The organism is Actinocorallia aurea (genome assembly GCF_054783995.1).
This window is the reverse complement of sequence record NZ_BAAGPQ010000012.1, coordinates 92,936-106,557: the sequence shown is the minus strand read 5'-3', so window position 1 is coordinate 106,557 and position 13,622 is coordinate 92,936. Positions and strand designations below refer to the sequence as shown.

16 protein-coding genes are annotated in these 13,622 nt (G+C 73.5%); 7 read left to right on the top strand and 9 right to left on the bottom strand.

From position 1 onward, the window contains the following. Nucleotides 1–10 precede the first annotated feature (10 nt). Complete coding sequence (locus ACYVOM_RS12925; protein ID WP_460303558.1) at nucleotides 11–898, bottom strand: oxidoreductase; 888 nt, start codon at nucleotides 896–898, stop codon at nucleotides 11–13. A gap of 120 nt (nucleotides 899–1,018) precedes the next feature. On the opposite strand from ACYVOM_RS12925, the gene ACYVOM_RS12920 reads away from it, so the two are divergent. The 4 genes from ACYVOM_RS12920 to ACYVOM_RS12905 all read left to right on the top strand — a co-directional run bounded on the left by ACYVOM_RS12920 (nucleotide 1,019) and on the right by ACYVOM_RS12905 (nucleotide 4,015). Then, the gene (locus ACYVOM_RS12920) at nucleotides 1,019–1,846 is read left to right on the top strand and encodes an SAM-dependent methyltransferase (protein WP_460303557.1); all 828 of its coding nucleotides are present in this window, start codon (nucleotides 1,019–1,021) and stop codon (nucleotides 1,844–1,846) included. A 111-nt stretch (nucleotides 1,847–1,957) separates the two neighbouring features. Beyond that, nucleotides 1,958–2,572: a TetR/AcrR family transcriptional regulator gene (locus ACYVOM_RS12915; RefSeq protein WP_460303556.1), complete on the top strand. Its 615-nt coding sequence runs from the start codon at nucleotides 1,958–1,960 to the stop codon at nucleotides 2,570–2,572. Then, complete coding sequence (locus ACYVOM_RS12910) at nucleotides 2,569–3,426, top strand: phytanoyl-CoA dioxygenase family protein (protein WP_460303555.1); 858 nt, start codon at nucleotides 2,569–2,571, stop codon at nucleotides 3,424–3,426. Before ACYVOM_RS12915 ends, ACYVOM_RS12910 begins: the two co-directional genes overlap by 4 nt. A gap of 88 nt (nucleotides 3,427–3,514) precedes the next feature. Then, nucleotides 3,515–4,015, top strand: a complete 501-nt coding sequence (locus ACYVOM_RS12905; protein WP_460303554.1) for a peptidylprolyl isomerase — start codon at nucleotides 3,515–3,517, stop codon at nucleotides 4,013–4,015. A 37-nt stretch (nucleotides 4,016–4,052) separates the two neighbouring features. Here the strand turns inward: ACYVOM_RS12905 and ACYVOM_RS12900 are convergent, their stop codons facing one another. The 4 genes from ACYVOM_RS12900 to ACYVOM_RS12885 all read right to left on the bottom strand — a co-directional run bounded on the left by ACYVOM_RS12900 (nucleotide 4,053) and on the right by ACYVOM_RS12885 (nucleotide 7,463). Next, on the bottom strand, nucleotides 4,053–4,787 hold the full coding sequence (locus ACYVOM_RS12900; RefSeq protein WP_460303553.1) for an ABC transporter permease: 735 nt from the start codon (nucleotides 4,785–4,787) through the stop codon (nucleotides 4,053–4,055). Beyond that, complete coding sequence (locus tag ACYVOM_RS12895; RefSeq protein WP_460303552.1) at nucleotides 4,784–5,743, bottom strand: aliphatic sulfonate ABC transporter substrate-binding protein; 960 nt, start codon at nucleotides 5,741–5,743, stop codon at nucleotides 4,784–4,786. The genes ACYVOM_RS12900 and ACYVOM_RS12895 overlap by 4 nt, the downstream gene beginning before the upstream one ends. Then, entirely contained in the window at nucleotides 5,740–6,465 is a 726-nt protein-coding gene (locus ACYVOM_RS12890; protein WP_460303551.1) for an ABC transporter ATP-binding protein, read from the bottom strand. Before ACYVOM_RS12890 ends, ACYVOM_RS12895 begins: the two co-directional genes overlap by 4 nt. Before the next feature lie 185 nt (nucleotides 6,466–6,650). Next, entirely contained in the window at nucleotides 6,651–7,463 is an 813-nt protein-coding gene (locus tag ACYVOM_RS12885) for a crotonase/enoyl-CoA hydratase family protein (RefSeq protein WP_460303550.1), read from the bottom strand. Between the two features lie 218 nt (nucleotides 7,464–7,681). Between ACYVOM_RS12885 and ACYVOM_RS12880 the strand changes: the two genes are divergently transcribed. Together ACYVOM_RS12880 and ACYVOM_RS12875 are read left to right on the top strand one after the other, a co-directional pair. Next, the gene (locus ACYVOM_RS12880; protein WP_460303549.1) at nucleotides 7,682–8,089 is read left to right on the top strand and encodes a YciI family protein; all 408 of its coding nucleotides are present in this window, start codon (nucleotides 7,682–7,684) and stop codon (nucleotides 8,087–8,089) included. After that, nucleotides 8,086–9,240 carry an RNA polymerase sigma factor gene (locus ACYVOM_RS12875; protein WP_460303548.1) on the top strand — a complete coding sequence of 385 codons (1,155 nt, stop codon included), beginning with the start codon at nucleotides 8,086–8,088 and terminating at the stop codon, nucleotides 9,238–9,240. The genes ACYVOM_RS12880 and ACYVOM_RS12875 overlap by 4 nt, the downstream gene beginning before the upstream one ends. Nucleotides 9,241–9,257: 17 nt before the next feature. Here ACYVOM_RS12875 and ACYVOM_RS12870 read toward each other — a convergent pair whose 3' ends face one another. From ACYVOM_RS12870 to ACYVOM_RS12860, 3 genes are read right to left on the bottom strand one after another with little or no spacing between them, the layout of a single operon-like run. Continuing rightward, complete coding sequence (locus ACYVOM_RS12870) at nucleotides 9,258–10,544, bottom strand: sensor histidine kinase (protein WP_460303547.1); 1,287 nt, start codon at nucleotides 10,542–10,544, stop codon at nucleotides 9,258–9,260. 31 nt (nucleotides 10,545–10,575) lie between these two features. Then, a complete protein-coding gene (locus ACYVOM_RS12865) occupies nucleotides 10,576–11,280 on the bottom strand; it encodes a response regulator transcription factor (RefSeq protein WP_460303546.1) in 705 nt (234 codons plus the stop codon). A gap of 9 nt (nucleotides 11,281–11,289) precedes the next feature. Continuing rightward, on the bottom strand, nucleotides 11,290–11,967 hold the full coding sequence (locus ACYVOM_RS12860) for a phosphatase PAP2 family protein (protein WP_460303545.1): 678 nt from the start codon (nucleotides 11,965–11,967) through the stop codon (nucleotides 11,290–11,292). Between the two features lie 186 nt (nucleotides 11,968–12,153). On the opposite strand from ACYVOM_RS12860, the gene ACYVOM_RS12855 reads away from it, so the two are divergent. Next, nucleotides 12,154–12,756 (top strand): GNAT family N-acetyltransferase, encoded by a 603-nt coding sequence (locus tag ACYVOM_RS12855; RefSeq protein WP_460303544.1) that lies wholly within the window; start codon nucleotides 12,154–12,156, stop codon nucleotides 12,754–12,756. 68 nt (nucleotides 12,757–12,824) lie between these two features. Here ACYVOM_RS12855 and ACYVOM_RS12850 read toward each other — a convergent pair whose 3' ends face one another. After that, complete coding sequence (locus ACYVOM_RS12850; RefSeq protein WP_460303543.1) at nucleotides 12,825–13,415, bottom strand: TetR/AcrR family transcriptional regulator; 591 nt, start codon at nucleotides 13,413–13,415, stop codon at nucleotides 12,825–12,827. Nucleotides 13,416–13,622: the final 207 nt, after the last annotated feature.

The following is a 13,622-nucleotide window of genomic DNA, read 5'->3' as shown; positions in this document are numbered from 1 at the left end:
CTCCTCGGGGTCAGAGGGGGAAGGAGACGCCGGTCAGCTTCTCCGAGACGTCCCAGAGGCGGCGGGCGGTCTCGGGGTCGGTCGCGGAGCGGACCGGGCGGACGAGGACGGGGTGGCCGCGGCTTTCACCGAGGCCGTCGGGGCCGTAGAACTCGCCGCCTTGGACGCCCGGGGCGGTGGCTGCGTACAGCTGGTCGAGCGCGCCCTTGCTGACATGCTGGGCCAGCAGGAGGTTGCCGATGCGGCCGCCGAGGCTCAGCAGGCCGGTCGGTCCGGACGTCTGCAGGTTGGTGGCCGAGTAGCCGGGGTGGGCGAGGACGCTGATCGCGGGGTCGCCCGCCGCGCGCAGCCGCCGGTCGAGCTCCAGCGCGAACAGCACGTTGGCGAACTTGGACTGGGCGTAGGCGCGGCTCGGCGAGTAGGAGCGTTCGGCGGCCAGGTCGTCGAAGTCGATCCTGCCGCGCTTGTGCAGGCCGGAGCTGACGGTGACGATCCGGGGCGCCGATCCGGCGCGCAGCACCGGGTACAGCAGCGCCGTCAGCGCGAAGTGCCCGAGGTGGTTGGTGCCGAGCTGGAGTTCGAAGCCCTGCGCGGTGGTGCGGCGCGGTGTCATCATCACGCCCGCGTTGTTGACGAGCACGTCGGCGCGCTCGACGCCTGCGGCGAACCGGGCGACCGACTCCAGGTCGGCGAGGTCGAGGGTGCGAACCTCCACCGAGCCGGGCAGGCCCGCCGCCGCCGCACGTCCCTTCTCCGGATCGCGCGCCGTCATGATCACGTGCGCGCCGTGCTCGGCCAGCCGCCGCGCGCTCTCCAGCCCCAGCCCGCTGTTCGCCCCGGTGACGACGAAGGTGCGACCTGTCTGATCGGGGATGTCCGCAGCCGTCCATTTGCTCATGCGCCACAGCATGCCGACCCCGTCACCGCCTGTCGAGGGCCCGCCCCGCCGTGCCTCTGGGTGACGTCGCGGCCGACGCTCGGTGAGACAGCGACGGGCGGAAGGTCTAGGCTTCGGGGGATGAGCGAGCCTGTGCACCGGATTGACGGGAGAGTTCCCAATTTCGCCCGGGTGATGGATTACCTGGAAGGCGGCAAGGACCACTTCGCCGCCGACCGGAAGGTGGGCGACGAACTCCTCGGAATCGCGCCCGACCTGCCCGTCATCATCGCCGAGCAGCGCAGGTTCCTCCAGCGGGCGATCGCCCGGCTCGCCGAGGAGGGCATCGACCAGTACGTCGACATCGGCTGCGGCCTGCCCACCTGCGGCAGCCCCCACGAGATCCTCCAGGACCTCGGCGCGCCCGCCCGCGTCGCCTACGTCGACGAGGACCCCGTCGTCGTGGTCCACGGACGCGCGATCCTCGACAACAGCGGCAAGACCGTCATACCGGGCCGCCCTCTCGTCCGCGCCGTGCAGGGCGACCCCCGCGACCCGGACGGCGTCCTCGACCATCCGGAACTCGCCGGATTCATCGACCGCGCGAAGCCGATCGCGGTCCTGGTCCGCAACATCCTCGCGGTCATGGACGACACCACGGCCGCCGCCGTCGCCCGGCGCCTCGTCGACCGCCTCTCCCCCGGCGACCACCTCCTGCTCGTCCACGTCGTCCGCGACCCCGCCGAGCGCAAGGCCGCGGACATGACCAGGCTGTTCACCGATGAGGGCCTGCTCGACGAGGGCCGCGGCCAGGTCCGCTCCCTCGCCCAGATCCGGGCGCTCCTCGACGGACTCGACCTCCTTCCCCCCGGCCTGGTCCCGCTGCCCGACTGGAATCCCTCCCCCCTCTCCCGCGACACCGCCCCCGACGCCTTCTGGAGCGTCGGCGCCATAGGCCGCAAGCCCTGATCACCTCCTCCACGGGACGCCCCCGCCCGGCCGCCCGAGACCGGCACAGGCCACGGGTTCCGCCCGGCGGGCCCTTGAAGAATGAGTTGAGTTCAACTTAGTTTCGGGACCATGCGCGAAGCGGGGCGGTGGTCGGCGCGCGGTGAGGCGGCGCGGCGGCGGATCCTTGACGCGGCGGCGGCGGAGCTCGCCGCCCACGGGGATGTGGAGGTCGCGGCGGTCGCGCGGCGGGCCGGGGTGAGCGCCGGGCTGCCGTACCGGTACTTCGGGACGCGCGGCGGTCTGCTGGCGACGGTCGTCGGCGAGTTCTACGACCGGCTCGACGCCGCGGCGTCCGTCCGGGAGTTCCCGGGCGCGCGCTGGCACGACCGGGAGCGGGCGCGGGTCGAGGCGTGGGTGGGACACCTGTACGACGATCCGCTCGCGCCGGCGATCCTCGGCCGGCTCGGGCACGAGGCGGCGGTCACCGACATCGAGGTGCCGCGCCGGCACCGGGCCGTCGAGATGGGCGCGGCCAACATGGCGCGCGGGCAGCGCGACGGCGACCTGCCCGCGGACCGGGATCCCGAACTGCTGGCGGCCGCCGTGCTGGGCGGCGTGCAGCAGGCCGTGGCGCTCGCGCTCGGGCGGACACCGCGGCCGGACCGGGCCCGCGTCACCGCCGAACTGTGGGCGTTCGTCACCGGAGCCGTCGGCGCTCCCCTGGAGAGAGGGCACGAGTCATGACCGATCCGCAGGTGAACCGGCTGGAGGACCTGGCCACCGATCTGGCCCGCACGCACCGCTCCGACCACGGCGGCGACCGCGGCGTCGACCCCGCAACCCTGGAGGCGGACCTGACGGCGCTGCGCCGCGACGGCCATGTGGTGCTGCCCGGCCTGCTGTCGGAAGCGGACCTCGACGGGGTGCGCGCCGCCGTGGCCCCGCTGCTGGGCCCACGCGGCCGCAACGCGTTCGAAGGCCACCGCACCCAGCGGCTGTACAGCGTGCTCGGCAAGACCCGCGCCACCGACCGCCTCATCGACCATCCGCGCGTGCTGGCGCTGCTGGACCGGCTGCTCCAGCCCAACTACCTGCTCTCCCAGCTGCAGATCATCAACATCGAGCCGGGCGAGGACGCCCAGATCCTCCATCCGGACGACGGCTTCTACCCGGTGCCCAGGCCGCGCAAGGCGCTGTCCGTGGCGACCGTGTGGGCGCTCGACGACTTCACCGAGGAGAACGGCGCCACCGTCGTCGTGCCCGGAAGCCACCGCTGGCCCGACGGCCGCCGGCCGACCGACGCCGACCCGCGCGCCGCCGCCGTCATGCCCGCCGGATCGTGCGTCCTGTTCCTCGGCACCCTCTGGCACGGCGGCGGCGCGAACCGCACCGGCCGTGCGCGCCTGGCGGCCACCGCCCAGTACTGCGAGCCGTGGCTGCGCACCCAGGAGGCGTTCGCCCTGTCCACCTCGCGGGAGACCGTCCGCGCCGTCTCCGCCGATATCCGCCGCATGCTCGGCTACAGCATCCACCCCCCGTTCATCGGCGCCGTCGACGGCCTCCACCCTTCGCGTCTCCTCGATCTGCCGGACGCGTGAATCCCGGCGCGACGATGACGGGATCGGGCTGCGCTCCTGCCATCATGGGTGCCTTCTTTCGTCTACGCATCAGAAGGTGGGGACGCCCATGTCCAAGGTCAGGCTGCACACCAGCCTCGGCGACATCGTCATCCGGCTGGACGCGGAGAAGGCGCCGAAGACCGTCGCGAACTTCCTCGGCTACGTCGGCGACGGGTTCTACGACGGGACGGTCTTCCACCGCGTCATCGACGGGTTCATGGTGCAGGGCGGCGGCATGGAGCCGGGCCTGAAGCCGAAGGCGACCGGCGCGCCCATCGAGAACGAGGCGGACAACGGGCTGAAGAACACCGCCTACAGCGTCGCCATGGCCCGCAAGAGCGAGCCGCACTCGGCGACGGCGCAGTTCTTCATCAACGTCACCGACAACCCGGCCCTTGACCACACCTCCGCGACGCCGCGCGGGTGGGGCTACGCGGTCTTCGGCGAGGTGGTCGAGGGCCGGGAGGTCGTCGACGCCCTCAAGACCGTCCCGACGGGCTCCCAGGGCGGGCACGGGGACGTTCCCCTGAACGACGTCGTCATCGAGCGCGCCGAGGTCGTCGAGTAGCGCCGGGCGCCCCGCCGCGGCCTCCGCGGCGGGGCGCTCAGGCCGGGACGCGCCGTTCGACGAGGCCGAGGACCGCGTCGGTCAGTTTGCCCAGCAGGGCGAGCAGAATGATGGCGAGCAGCAGGATGTCGGTGCGGCCGGTGTTCTGGCTGTCGACGAGCAGGAAGCCCAGGCCGACGGCCGAGGCGATCAGCTCGGCGGCCACCAGGAACAGCCAGGCCTGCGCCAGGCCGAGGCGCAGGCCCGCGAAGGCCGCGGGGGCGATGCTCGGCAGGAGGATCCGGCCGAGGAGCGCGGGGCCGTGCAGGCCGTAGGCGCGGCCCACTTCGAGCAGGTGCGCGTCGGCGTGTTCGAGGGCCGCGGAGACCGTCGTGTAGACGGGGAAGAACGCCCCGATCGCGATCAGGGTGATCTTGGGGCCCTCGCCGATCCCCATCCACAGCACCAGCAGCGGCACCCAGGCCAGCGACGGCACGGCCCGCACCGCGGCGATGCTCGGACCGGCGAGGTCGCGCACCGGCCGGACCATCCCGACGAGCGCGCCGAGCACCAGGGCCGCGACCGTGCCGAGGAGGAATCCGATGAGGACGCGCCGGCAGCTGACCGCGAGATGCTCCCAGAGTTCGCCGCGCCCGATGAGCTCCCCGGCCGCCGCGACGAGATCGGACGGCGGCGGAAGCTGCTCCCTGCCGTACAGCCCGGTCGTCACCGCGACCTGCCACAGGGCGAGGGCGGCCAGCGGGACGACCAGGCCTTTGACCGGCAGCCTCACGAGGCGGCCGCCTTCTGCGCGAACTGCGGGTCGAAGAGGGTGTCCAGCGCCGTCTTGGCCGAGCCTTCGTCCTTCACCTGGCCCTCCTCGACCAGGACGGGCAGGATCCGGTCCAGCACCGTGCGCTGGGCGTCGCCGGGGACGGGGCTGACGGTGAGGTCCGTCCTCTGGGTCAGCACCACCTTGGCGACCTCCGGCGTCACCCCGGACTCCTTGGCGAGGAGCGCGACCGCCTCATCGGGGTGGGCGGCGATCCACTCGCGGGCCTTCTCGTAGGCGTCGACGACCTTCTGGGCGAGATCCGGGTGGTCCTTGATGAAGGCCTCGCGGGCGTTCAGGAACCCGTAGGAGGTGAACTCGGTGTTCCGGTAGAACAGCTTGGACCCGTCGGTCAGCTCCGTGGTGGCCATGATGGGGTCGAGCCCGGCCCAGGCGGCGACGTCGCCGCGCTTGAGGGCGGCCTGCCCGTCGCCGTGCTGGAGGTTGACGACCTCGACGTCCGTACTGGACAGGCCGCCCTCGCGGAGCGCCTGGAGGAGGAAGAAGTAGGGATCGGTCCCCTTCGTCGCCGCCACCTTCTGGCCCTTGAGCTGGGCGACGGAAGTGATGGGCGAGTCCTTGCCGGTGACCAGGGCGGTCCACTCGGGGTGGCTGTAGATCTCGATCGCCTTGATGGGCGTCCCGTTCGCCCTGGCCTGGAGCGCGGCGGCCCCGGCCGTCGACCCGACGTCGATCGTGCCGGCCCGCAGGTTCTCGTTGGCCTTGTTGCTCCCCGCCGACAGCACCCAGGTGACGTCGAGGCCGTCCTTCTCCAGCCAGCCCTGCTCGCGAACGACGAGGCTCGCCGGGTTGTAGTAGGCGTAGTCGAGCTTGACCTCGGGCTTGTCGCCTTCGCCGGAGGAGCAGCCGGCGGCCAGGAGGGTGAGGGCGGCGAGCGCGGCGGTCATTCTGATCATCGGGCTGTTTCCTGTTCTCGCGGATGGTGGCTGGGCACGCCCAGCTGTTCGAGGAGTTCGGCGCTGAGCGCCGCGAGCGCGGGACCGCCCCGGTCGCGGGGGCGGGGCTCGTCGATCCGCGTCACCGAGTGGACGACCGCGCCGGCGGCTTCGGTCCTGAGCAGGACGATCCGGTCGGCGAGGTGCAGGGCCTCGCCGACGTCGTGGGTGACCATGACGACGGTGCTGTCGCCGCGCACGTCGTCGAGCAGGTCCTGCATGCGCAGCCGGGTGAGGGCGTCGAGCGCGGCGAACGGCTCGTCGAGGAGCAGGACGCCGGGGTCGCGGGCCAGCGCCCGGGCCAGCGCGACCCGCTGGGCCATGCCGCCGGACACCTGCCGGGGCCGGTGCCCGCGGAAGTCGGCGAGCCCCACGAGGTCGAGCCAGTGTTCGGCCTCTTCGCGCCCGCGGCCCTTGGGCAGGCCGAGCGCGACGTTGCCCGTGAGGTCACGCCAGGGCAGCAGCCGGGGCTCCTGGAACACGATCGCGGTCCGCGGATCGACGCCTTCGACCCCCTGCCCGTCCAGCAGCACCCGCCCTTCGGACGGCGTGTCGAGACCGGCGATCAGCCGCAGCAGCGTCGACTTGCCGCACCCGGACGGCCCGAGCACCGCGACGATCTCCCCCGGAGCGATCTCCAGGTCGATTCCGTCGAGCACCGCACGCCGCCCGGTCCCACCCACTGCCGGAAAGCTCCGACCCACGCCGCGCAGACTCACGGCCACGGGGACGACAGGCACCCCATCACCCCTTTTCATGTCAATCAAGTATGAAAAGTAGCCTACTTTCCTCCCGCTGCCGAGACGGTGCTTCCGATCCCCCGATAAGACAACCCTTGAACCCCACGGGCGACGCCCGTGGGGTTCGCTCAGCCGTCCTCGAAGCGCGGGGGACGCTTTTCGAAGCGGGCCGTGACGGCCTCCACCTGGTTCGGACTGCCGATGAGGGCGGCGATCTCCTTCTGCTCCGCGGCGAGGCCGGTGGCCAGGTCGGTGCGGCCTGCCAGGTTCAGGAGGCGCTTGGCCGCGCGGATCGCGTGGGGGTTGCGGGCGGCGATCTCGGCGGCCAGGGCGAACGCCGCCGCGAGCGGGTCGGGGTCGGTGCGGGTCGCCAGGCCGATGCGGGCGGCCTCCTCGCCGCCGACGATGCGGGCCGTGAACGTCAGCTCCTTGGCCACGTCGCGGCCGACCAGCTCGGGCAGGAGCTGGGTGCCCGTCATGTCGGGGATGAGGCCCCACGCCGTCTCGAAGACGCTGAGCCTGGCGTCCGGGCTGACGATGCGGATGTCGGCGCCGAGGGTGATCTGCAGGCCGCCGCCGAGCGCGTTGCCGCGGACCGCGGCGATCACCGGCACCGGCAGCTCCGTCCACACGTACACGGCGCGCTGGGCGACCGCCCGCGCGGGCCCGTCGGTGGGCGGCAGGGGCGTGGGCGCGAAGAGCGGCTGCCCGTCCCGCATCGCCTGGAAGGCGGTGAAGTCCAGCCCCGCGCAGAAGTCCGGCCCCTCCCCCGACAGCACCACCACGCGCACGCCGGGCTCGGTCTTCAACCGCTCCCCCGCCGCCGCGAGCGCCGTGAACGTCTGCGGGTCGAGCGCGTTGCGCTTCTCCGGCCGGTTCAACCGGACGTCGGCGACCCCGTCGGCCACCGCCACGGTGACCCTCTCGGACGCATCCGTCATGCGCGTTCCTCTCCTCGTCACATCAACCTGGACTTCTGTCACTTAGACCCCGTCATGCTCCACCGTCAAGCCCGGAACCTGGTGCTTCGCCCCCCTGCCGAGCGCCCCGGCGAGAATCGGAAAAAACTTCGGCAGGGGATGTCGAGAACGCGCGGGCGGCTCCGTCCCCGGGGTGGAAGCGGCCAAGATGGGTCGCACCGCCTGCGAGGAGAGACACAATGGCCAAGTACCTGCTGCTCAAGCACTACCGCGGCGCGCCGGCTCCGGTGAACGACGTGCCGATGGACAAGTGGGCGCCTGAGGAGATCACCGCGCACGTCCAGTACATGCGGGACTTCGCGGCACGGCTGGAGGAGGCCGGCGAGTTCGTCGACGCCCAGGCGCTGTCCCAGGAGGGCGCGTTCGTCCGCTACGACGGCGAGGGGCGCCCGCCGGTCGTCGACGGCCCTTTCGCCGAGACCAAGGACCTCATCGCCGGCTGGATGGTGATCGACGTCGACACCTGGGAGCGCGCGGTCGAGCTGGCCGGGGAGCTGTCGGCCGCGCCCGGGGCGGGCGGCGCGCCGATCCACGAGTGGCTCGAGGTGCGCCCGTTCCTGACCGAGCCGCCCGCCACCGCGGAGTGACCACGCCCTTCGACGAGGCCCTCCTGCGGGGCCTCACCCCGAGCGTGATCGGGGTCCTCGTCCGCCGCGGAGCGGGTTTCGCGGCGGCCGAGGACGCCGTCCAGGACGCGCTGGTCGAGGCGGTCCGGCGCTGGCCCGCCGACCCGCCGCGGGACCCGAAGGGCTGGCTGGTGACCGTCGCCTGGCACAAGTTCCTCGACGCCGCCCGCGGCGACGCGGCCCGGCACCGGCGCGAGGAACTCGTCGAGGAGGAGCCCGCGCCGGGCCCGGTGCCCGAGACGGACGACACGCTCTGGCTCTACTTCCTGTGCGCCCACCCGTCGCTGACGCCGTCGTCGGCGGTCGCGCTGACGCTGCGCGCCGTCGGCGGGCTCACCACCCGCCAGATCGCGCGGGCCTACCTGGTGCCGGAGGCGACCATGGCGCAGCGCATCAGCCGCGCCAAGCGCACCGTCACCGGAACCCGCCTGGACCGGCCCGGTGACGTCGCCACCGTCCTGCGCGTCCTCTACCTCGTGTTCAACGAGGGCTACTCCGGCGACGTCGACCTGGCCGCCGAGGCGATCCGGCTGACCCATCGGCTCGCCGCGGCGGTCGACCACCCCGAGGTCGCGGGGCTGCTCGCGCTCATGCTCTTGCACCACGCGCGCCGCGCCGCCCGGACCTCCCCCGAGGGCGACCTCGTCCCCCTCGCCGAGCAGGACCGCGCCCTATGGGACACCCGGGCGATCGCCGAGGGCGTCGCGATCCTCCAGGCCGCGCTCGCCCGCGACAGGCTCGGCGAGTACCAGGCGCAGGCGGCGATCGCGGCGCTGCACGCCGACGCGCCCGCCGCCGGAGAGACCGACTGGGTCCAGATCGTCGAGTGGTACGACGAACTCGTCGCCCTCACCGGCAGCCCGATCGCCCGCCTCAACCGCGTCGTCGCCCTCGCCGAGGCCGACGGCCCGCGCGCCGGCCTCGCCGCCCTCGCGGACCTCGACCCCTCGCTCCCCCGCTACGCCGCTGTCGCCGCCTACCTCCACGAACGCGACGGGGACCCCGCCACGGCCGCCCGCCTCTACGCCGAAGCGGCCCGCCAGGCCCCCAACTCCGCCGAGCGCCTGCACCTCACCCGCCAGGCCGCCCGCCTCAACAGTCGCCGCCCCTGACGGACCTTCCCCGGGCCTCAGCCGCCTTCGCTCTCCCGGTCTCCGGGCAGCAGGAGGGTGAAGGTGGTGGGTGACGGGCGGGTGAGGGTGAGGCGGCCGTGTTCGGCCTCGGCGAGGGAGCGGGCCATGGGGAGGCCGATGCCGTGGCCCTCGCGGGTGGGGGCGCGGTCGAAGAGCGCGTCGGCCGAGGCGAGGTCGCCCTCGTCGCAGACGTCCAGGGCCAGGGCGCCGGCGGCGTCGCGGGCCGTCACCGTCACGGTGCCGGCGCCGTGCCGGAACGCGTTGTCGAGGAGGACGGCGAGGATCTGGCGGACGGCGGCGGCGGAGGCGGTACTCGGCGGCAGGTCGGGATCGAGGCGGACGAGCAGCGGGCGGGACGCGGCGCGGCCGTCGGCGTGCCAGGAGTGTTCGATCTCCCGGGCCAGCGCGGGCACGTCGAGGCGCAGGTCGCGGTCCGGCCGGTGCCTGGCGAGGGCGAGGAGGTCGGCGATCGTGTCCTCCAGGCGGTCTACGGTGCCGATCGCCTGGGCGAGCGTCCGCGTTCTGTCCTTCGCCGGGTCCTCCAACGCCTCCTCCAGCCGGAGTTTCAGGCCGGTGAGCGGCGTCCGCAACTGGTGGGAGGCGTCGGCGGAGAAGGCGCGCTCGCGGGTGATGAGACCGTCGATCCGCTCCGCCGTGGCGTCCAGGCAGGCGGCCGCCGCGTCGACCTCGGGAATGCCGCTGGGACGGGTGCGGACGCTGAAGTCGCCCTCGCCCAGCCGGGTCGCCGTCGCCGCGAGATCCTCGATCGGCAGGGCGAGGCGACGGGCCTGCCCGCGGGCCAGCAGCCAGGTCAGCCCGGCCGCGACTCCGGCGATCGCGAGCATGAGCAGCCACGTGCCCGCGATCTGGCCGTACACCTCCCAGCGCGACTCCGTGGCCCGCACGACCGCCACCGTCCCGTTCTCGCCGACGATCGGGATCGCGACGACGAAGTCGAAGGGGCCGTCCTCGTTCTCGACGAGGCCGCCGAGCGCGTCGCGGACCGCCGCGTCGCCCGTCGCGGGACCGGCCCCGGCGGTTCGGCGGCCGGAGGCGTCGTAGAGGCCCAGCGACGCCTCGTCGTCGATCTCGGGGAGCGCGACGACGGCGCCGCGCAGGACCTGCGAGGAGATCGCGAGGGTGGCCTGGGTGGCGACGCGTTCCAGTTCCCCCCGCTCGTCGGCGAGGTAGTAGCGGGCCGCCCCGACGGCCAGCGGCACTCCGAACAGGCTGATCGCCAGCACCGACGCCAGCACGCTCAGGCGCACGATCCGCTTCCGCACCCCGGTCCCCTTTCCCGCCCCGCCGCCCGTGTCAGGGACCGGAGGGACTCTCCAGCCGGTATCCGTGCCCGCGCAGGGTGGCGATCCCGGGAAGGGAGGCCCCGCGTTCCTCGGCCGCCGCGGCGAGCTTCCCGCGCAGCGCCGCCACGTGGACGTCGAGCGTCTTGGTGGAGCCGTGCCAGTGCAGGTCCCACACGTCGTCCATGAGCGTCTCCCTGGTGAGCGCGGTGCCGGCGTCGGCGGCGAGCCGCGCCAGCAGGTCGAACTCCTTGGGCCGCAGCTCCAGCGGCCGGCCGAGGACCGTGCAGCGCCGCGCGGCGGTGTCGATCACGAGGTCGCCGACGGCGATCCGCCCGTCCGCGACGGTCGCGGGCGCGCCCCGCCGCAGGTGCGCGCGGACCCTGGCGAGGAGCGCGGCGAACCCGAACGGCTTGGTCAGGTAGTCGTCCGCGCCGGCCTCCAGACCGAGCACGACGTCCATCTCGTCCTGCCGGGCCGTCAGCATCACCAGGACGCACGCGGGCTGGATCCGGCGCAGCCGCCTGCAGACCTCGACGCCGTCCACGTCCGGCAGCCCGAGGTCGAGCAGCACGAGGTCGAACTGGACGAGTTCGGCGGCTTTGAGCGCGCCCAGGCCCGTCCGCTCCCACACGACGTCGTGGTCCTGGGCGCGGAGCCGGGATTCGAGCACGTCGCCGATGGTCTCGTCGTCCTCCACCACGAGCAGCCGGGCCATGGCGTCATGCTATGCCGAGGCGCGGTCGCGGTGGTCTCGGCGGTTCCGGCCGGCCAGCCGATCCGGCAGGCCGCTCCTGAGGAACCAGACCGCGGCGGCGCCCCACAGCAGACCCAGGCACCATCCGCCGAGGACGTCCGCGGGCCAGTGCACGCCGAGCCAGATCCGGGTCAGGCCGACGCCGAAGGCCCAGGCCGCGATGAGCACCCGGACCCCTGGACGGGTGAACGCCGCGCCCAGCAGCACCGCGACGACGGTCGCCGCCGTGGTGTGCCCCGACGGGAACGCGTTGCCCGCGGCGAAGACCGCCCAGTCGGCCTGCGGCGGGCGCGCCCTGCCGATCAGCTCCCCCGCCCCGCGCCGGACGAGCGCGCCCGCCAGCAGCGCAGCGAGCGCGAGGAGCGCCCACACGGCCCTGCGCCGCGCTGACGCGGCGGCCCCGGCCAGGACCGCTCCGGCGAGGAGGGCCAGCAGGGCGACGGGAAGGCCCACGGCGGTGTCGGTCAGCAGCCTCGCCGCGGACTCGGCCCACGGTGGCCGGTGCGTCATCGCCCAGTCGTGGAGGGCGAGGTCGAACGGCGCGGTCCGCCCTTCGACGACGAGCAGCGTCAGGAAGCCCAGCAGCATGCCCACCGCGACGGACCACGGTCGGGGTGCCTGGGGCGGGTCGATGGCGAGCTCGCGCATCCGAATGTCCTGTTCAGTCGGGTTCGCGCTCAAGCTAGCCAGCGGAAGGTTAGCGTCCGGCAAGCGCGCTGATCAGCGCCGCGGCGGTCGCCCACAGGTGCGGCGGCGCGCGTTTGACGGGGCCGGGGCGGGCTCGCGATGATCTGCGGACGGCCCGGCGGGGAGGCCGGGGAGGGAGCGGCGCGGATGGACCTGCGGCTTGATGTTCCGGTGCTGGAGGGGGCGCGGGTGCGGCTGGAGCCGCTGGCGCTGCGGCACGCGCCCGATCTGGCGCGGGCCGCCGAGGAGGACCGCTCGTCCTACGGGTTCACGCTGGTGCCCCGCGCGGCCGAGGCCGAGGACGACGTGCGCACGCGGCTGGGCCGTCCCGGCTGGACGCCGTTCGCCCAGATCCGGCAGGCCGACGGCCGCGCCGTGGGCTGCACCACGTTCCTGAACCCGCGGACCCTGCCGGACCGCGCGCACCCGTACGCCGTGGAGATCGGCGGCACCTGGCTCGCGGGCTCCGCGCAGCGCACCGGGATCAACACCGAGGCCAAGCTCCTGCTCCTCACCCACGCGTTCGAGGCGCTCGGCGTGTCCCGCGTCGACATCCTCACCGACGCCCGCAACCAGCGCTCCCGGCGGGCGATCGAACGCCTCGGCGCCCGCTTCGAAGGCGTCCTGCGCAACTGGGCCCCGTCCTGGGCCCCTGGCGAGACGGGCCTGCTCCGCGACACCGCGGTCTTCGCCGTGATCGACGCCGAATGGCCCGACGTCAAGGCCTCGCTCACCGCGCGCGTCTCCTGAGCGCGGCCTCGCCGGCGCGACCACCGACGGCCGGGCGGGACGCTTCCGGAGGCGCTGCCGCGGTCCGTTCAGGACGCGGAGTCGCCCCGGTCGACGGGGCCGACGGCGTCCATGAGCCGGTGCATGAAGGCGCGGAAGCGGAGCCTCGCGGGCAGATCGTCGGGGGTGGTCGGGCCCGGCCGCGGGGAGATGATGCCGCCGCTGACGAACCCGGTCAGGCTCCAGGTGACCAGGCTGACCCACATGTCCGGGTCGGGGAGCTTCTCCAGGGATCCGACGACCTCGAAGAGCCGCCGGGCCACAGGGGTCCGGTAGTCCTCCTCCGCCCACGGGACGTCGGTGGCGTCCTCGAGCCCCCGGTACTGCCAGACCCGCAGCTCCAGGCGATGATCGAGGTAGAAGTCGAGGACGAGGTCGAGGACGCCGTGCAGCCCGCCTTCGGTGTAGACGCCCGGCACCTCTTCGTACATGGCCATCTGCTGGTCACGGAACCGTCTGAGGATCGCCTCATAGGCCCCGTTCCGCCCTCCGGGCACCTGGTCCGGTCCGACCCCGGCCGCGGCCGCGATCATCTCGGTGCTGGTGCCGTCGTACCCGAGGCCGGCGAACAACCGCAGCGCGACGTCCAGGACTCCTTCGGTACCGCGGTCCTCCGACATGATCCCCCAGCTCCCCGGACGTCACGGGCCGGAGCGCCCAGGCAGGCCCTCCTCTCTTACAACGCCCATCCGCCGACGCGCCATTTCCGGCGGATCGCGGCGCGCCGGGCCCTTGACGGATTCTCCCGCTTTGTTACCTTTCATTAAGAGACTTCACATCATTGAAAGGAAAGCGAGAACCCGAAGCCCCCTAGAAGCCGCGGATTC

Excerpts from the sequence above, each read along its gene's own strand:
- ACYVOM_RS12925 (WP_460303558.1), bottom strand. The coding sequence starts at position 898 with ATGAGCAAATGGACGGCTGCGGACATCCCCGATCAGACAGGTCGCACC.
- ACYVOM_RS12920 (WP_460303557.1), top strand. The coding sequence starts at position 1,019 with ATGAGCGAGCCTGTGCACCGGATTGACGGGAGAGTTCCCAATTTCGCC.
- ACYVOM_RS12915 (WP_460303556.1), top strand. The coding sequence starts at position 1,958 with ATGCGCGAAGCGGGGCGGTGGTCGGCGCGCGGTGAGGCGGCGCGGCGG.
- ACYVOM_RS12910 (WP_460303555.1), top strand. The coding sequence starts at position 2,569 with ATGACCGATCCGCAGGTGAACCGGCTGGAGGACCTGGCCACCGATCTG.
- ACYVOM_RS12905 (WP_460303554.1), top strand. The coding sequence starts at position 3,515 with ATGTCCAAGGTCAGGCTGCACACCAGCCTCGGCGACATCGTCATCCGG.
- ACYVOM_RS12895 (WP_460303552.1), bottom strand. The coding sequence starts at position 5,743 with ATGATCAGAATGACCGCCGCGCTCGCCGCCCTCACCCTCCTGGCCGCC.
- ACYVOM_RS12885 (WP_460303550.1), bottom strand. The coding sequence starts at position 7,463 with ATGACGGATGCGTCCGAGAGGGTCACCGTGGCGGTGGCCGACGGGGTC.
- ACYVOM_RS12880 (WP_460303549.1), top strand. The coding sequence starts at position 7,682 with ATGGCCAAGTACCTGCTGCTCAAGCACTACCGCGGCGCGCCGGCTCCG.
- ACYVOM_RS12865 (WP_460303546.1), bottom strand. The coding sequence starts at position 11,280 with ATGGCCCGGCTGCTCGTGGTGGAGGACGACGAGACCATCGGCGACGTG.
- ACYVOM_RS12860 (WP_460303545.1), bottom strand. The coding sequence starts at position 11,967 with ATGCGCGAGCTCGCCATCGACCCGCCCCAGGCACCCCGACCGTGGTCC.
- ACYVOM_RS12855 (WP_460303544.1), top strand. The coding sequence starts at position 12,154 with ATGGACCTGCGGCTTGATGTTCCGGTGCTGGAGGGGGCGCGGGTGCGG.
- ACYVOM_RS12850 (WP_460303543.1), bottom strand. The coding sequence starts at position 13,415 with ATGTCGGAGGACCGCGGTACCGAAGGAGTCCTGGACGTCGCGCTGCGG.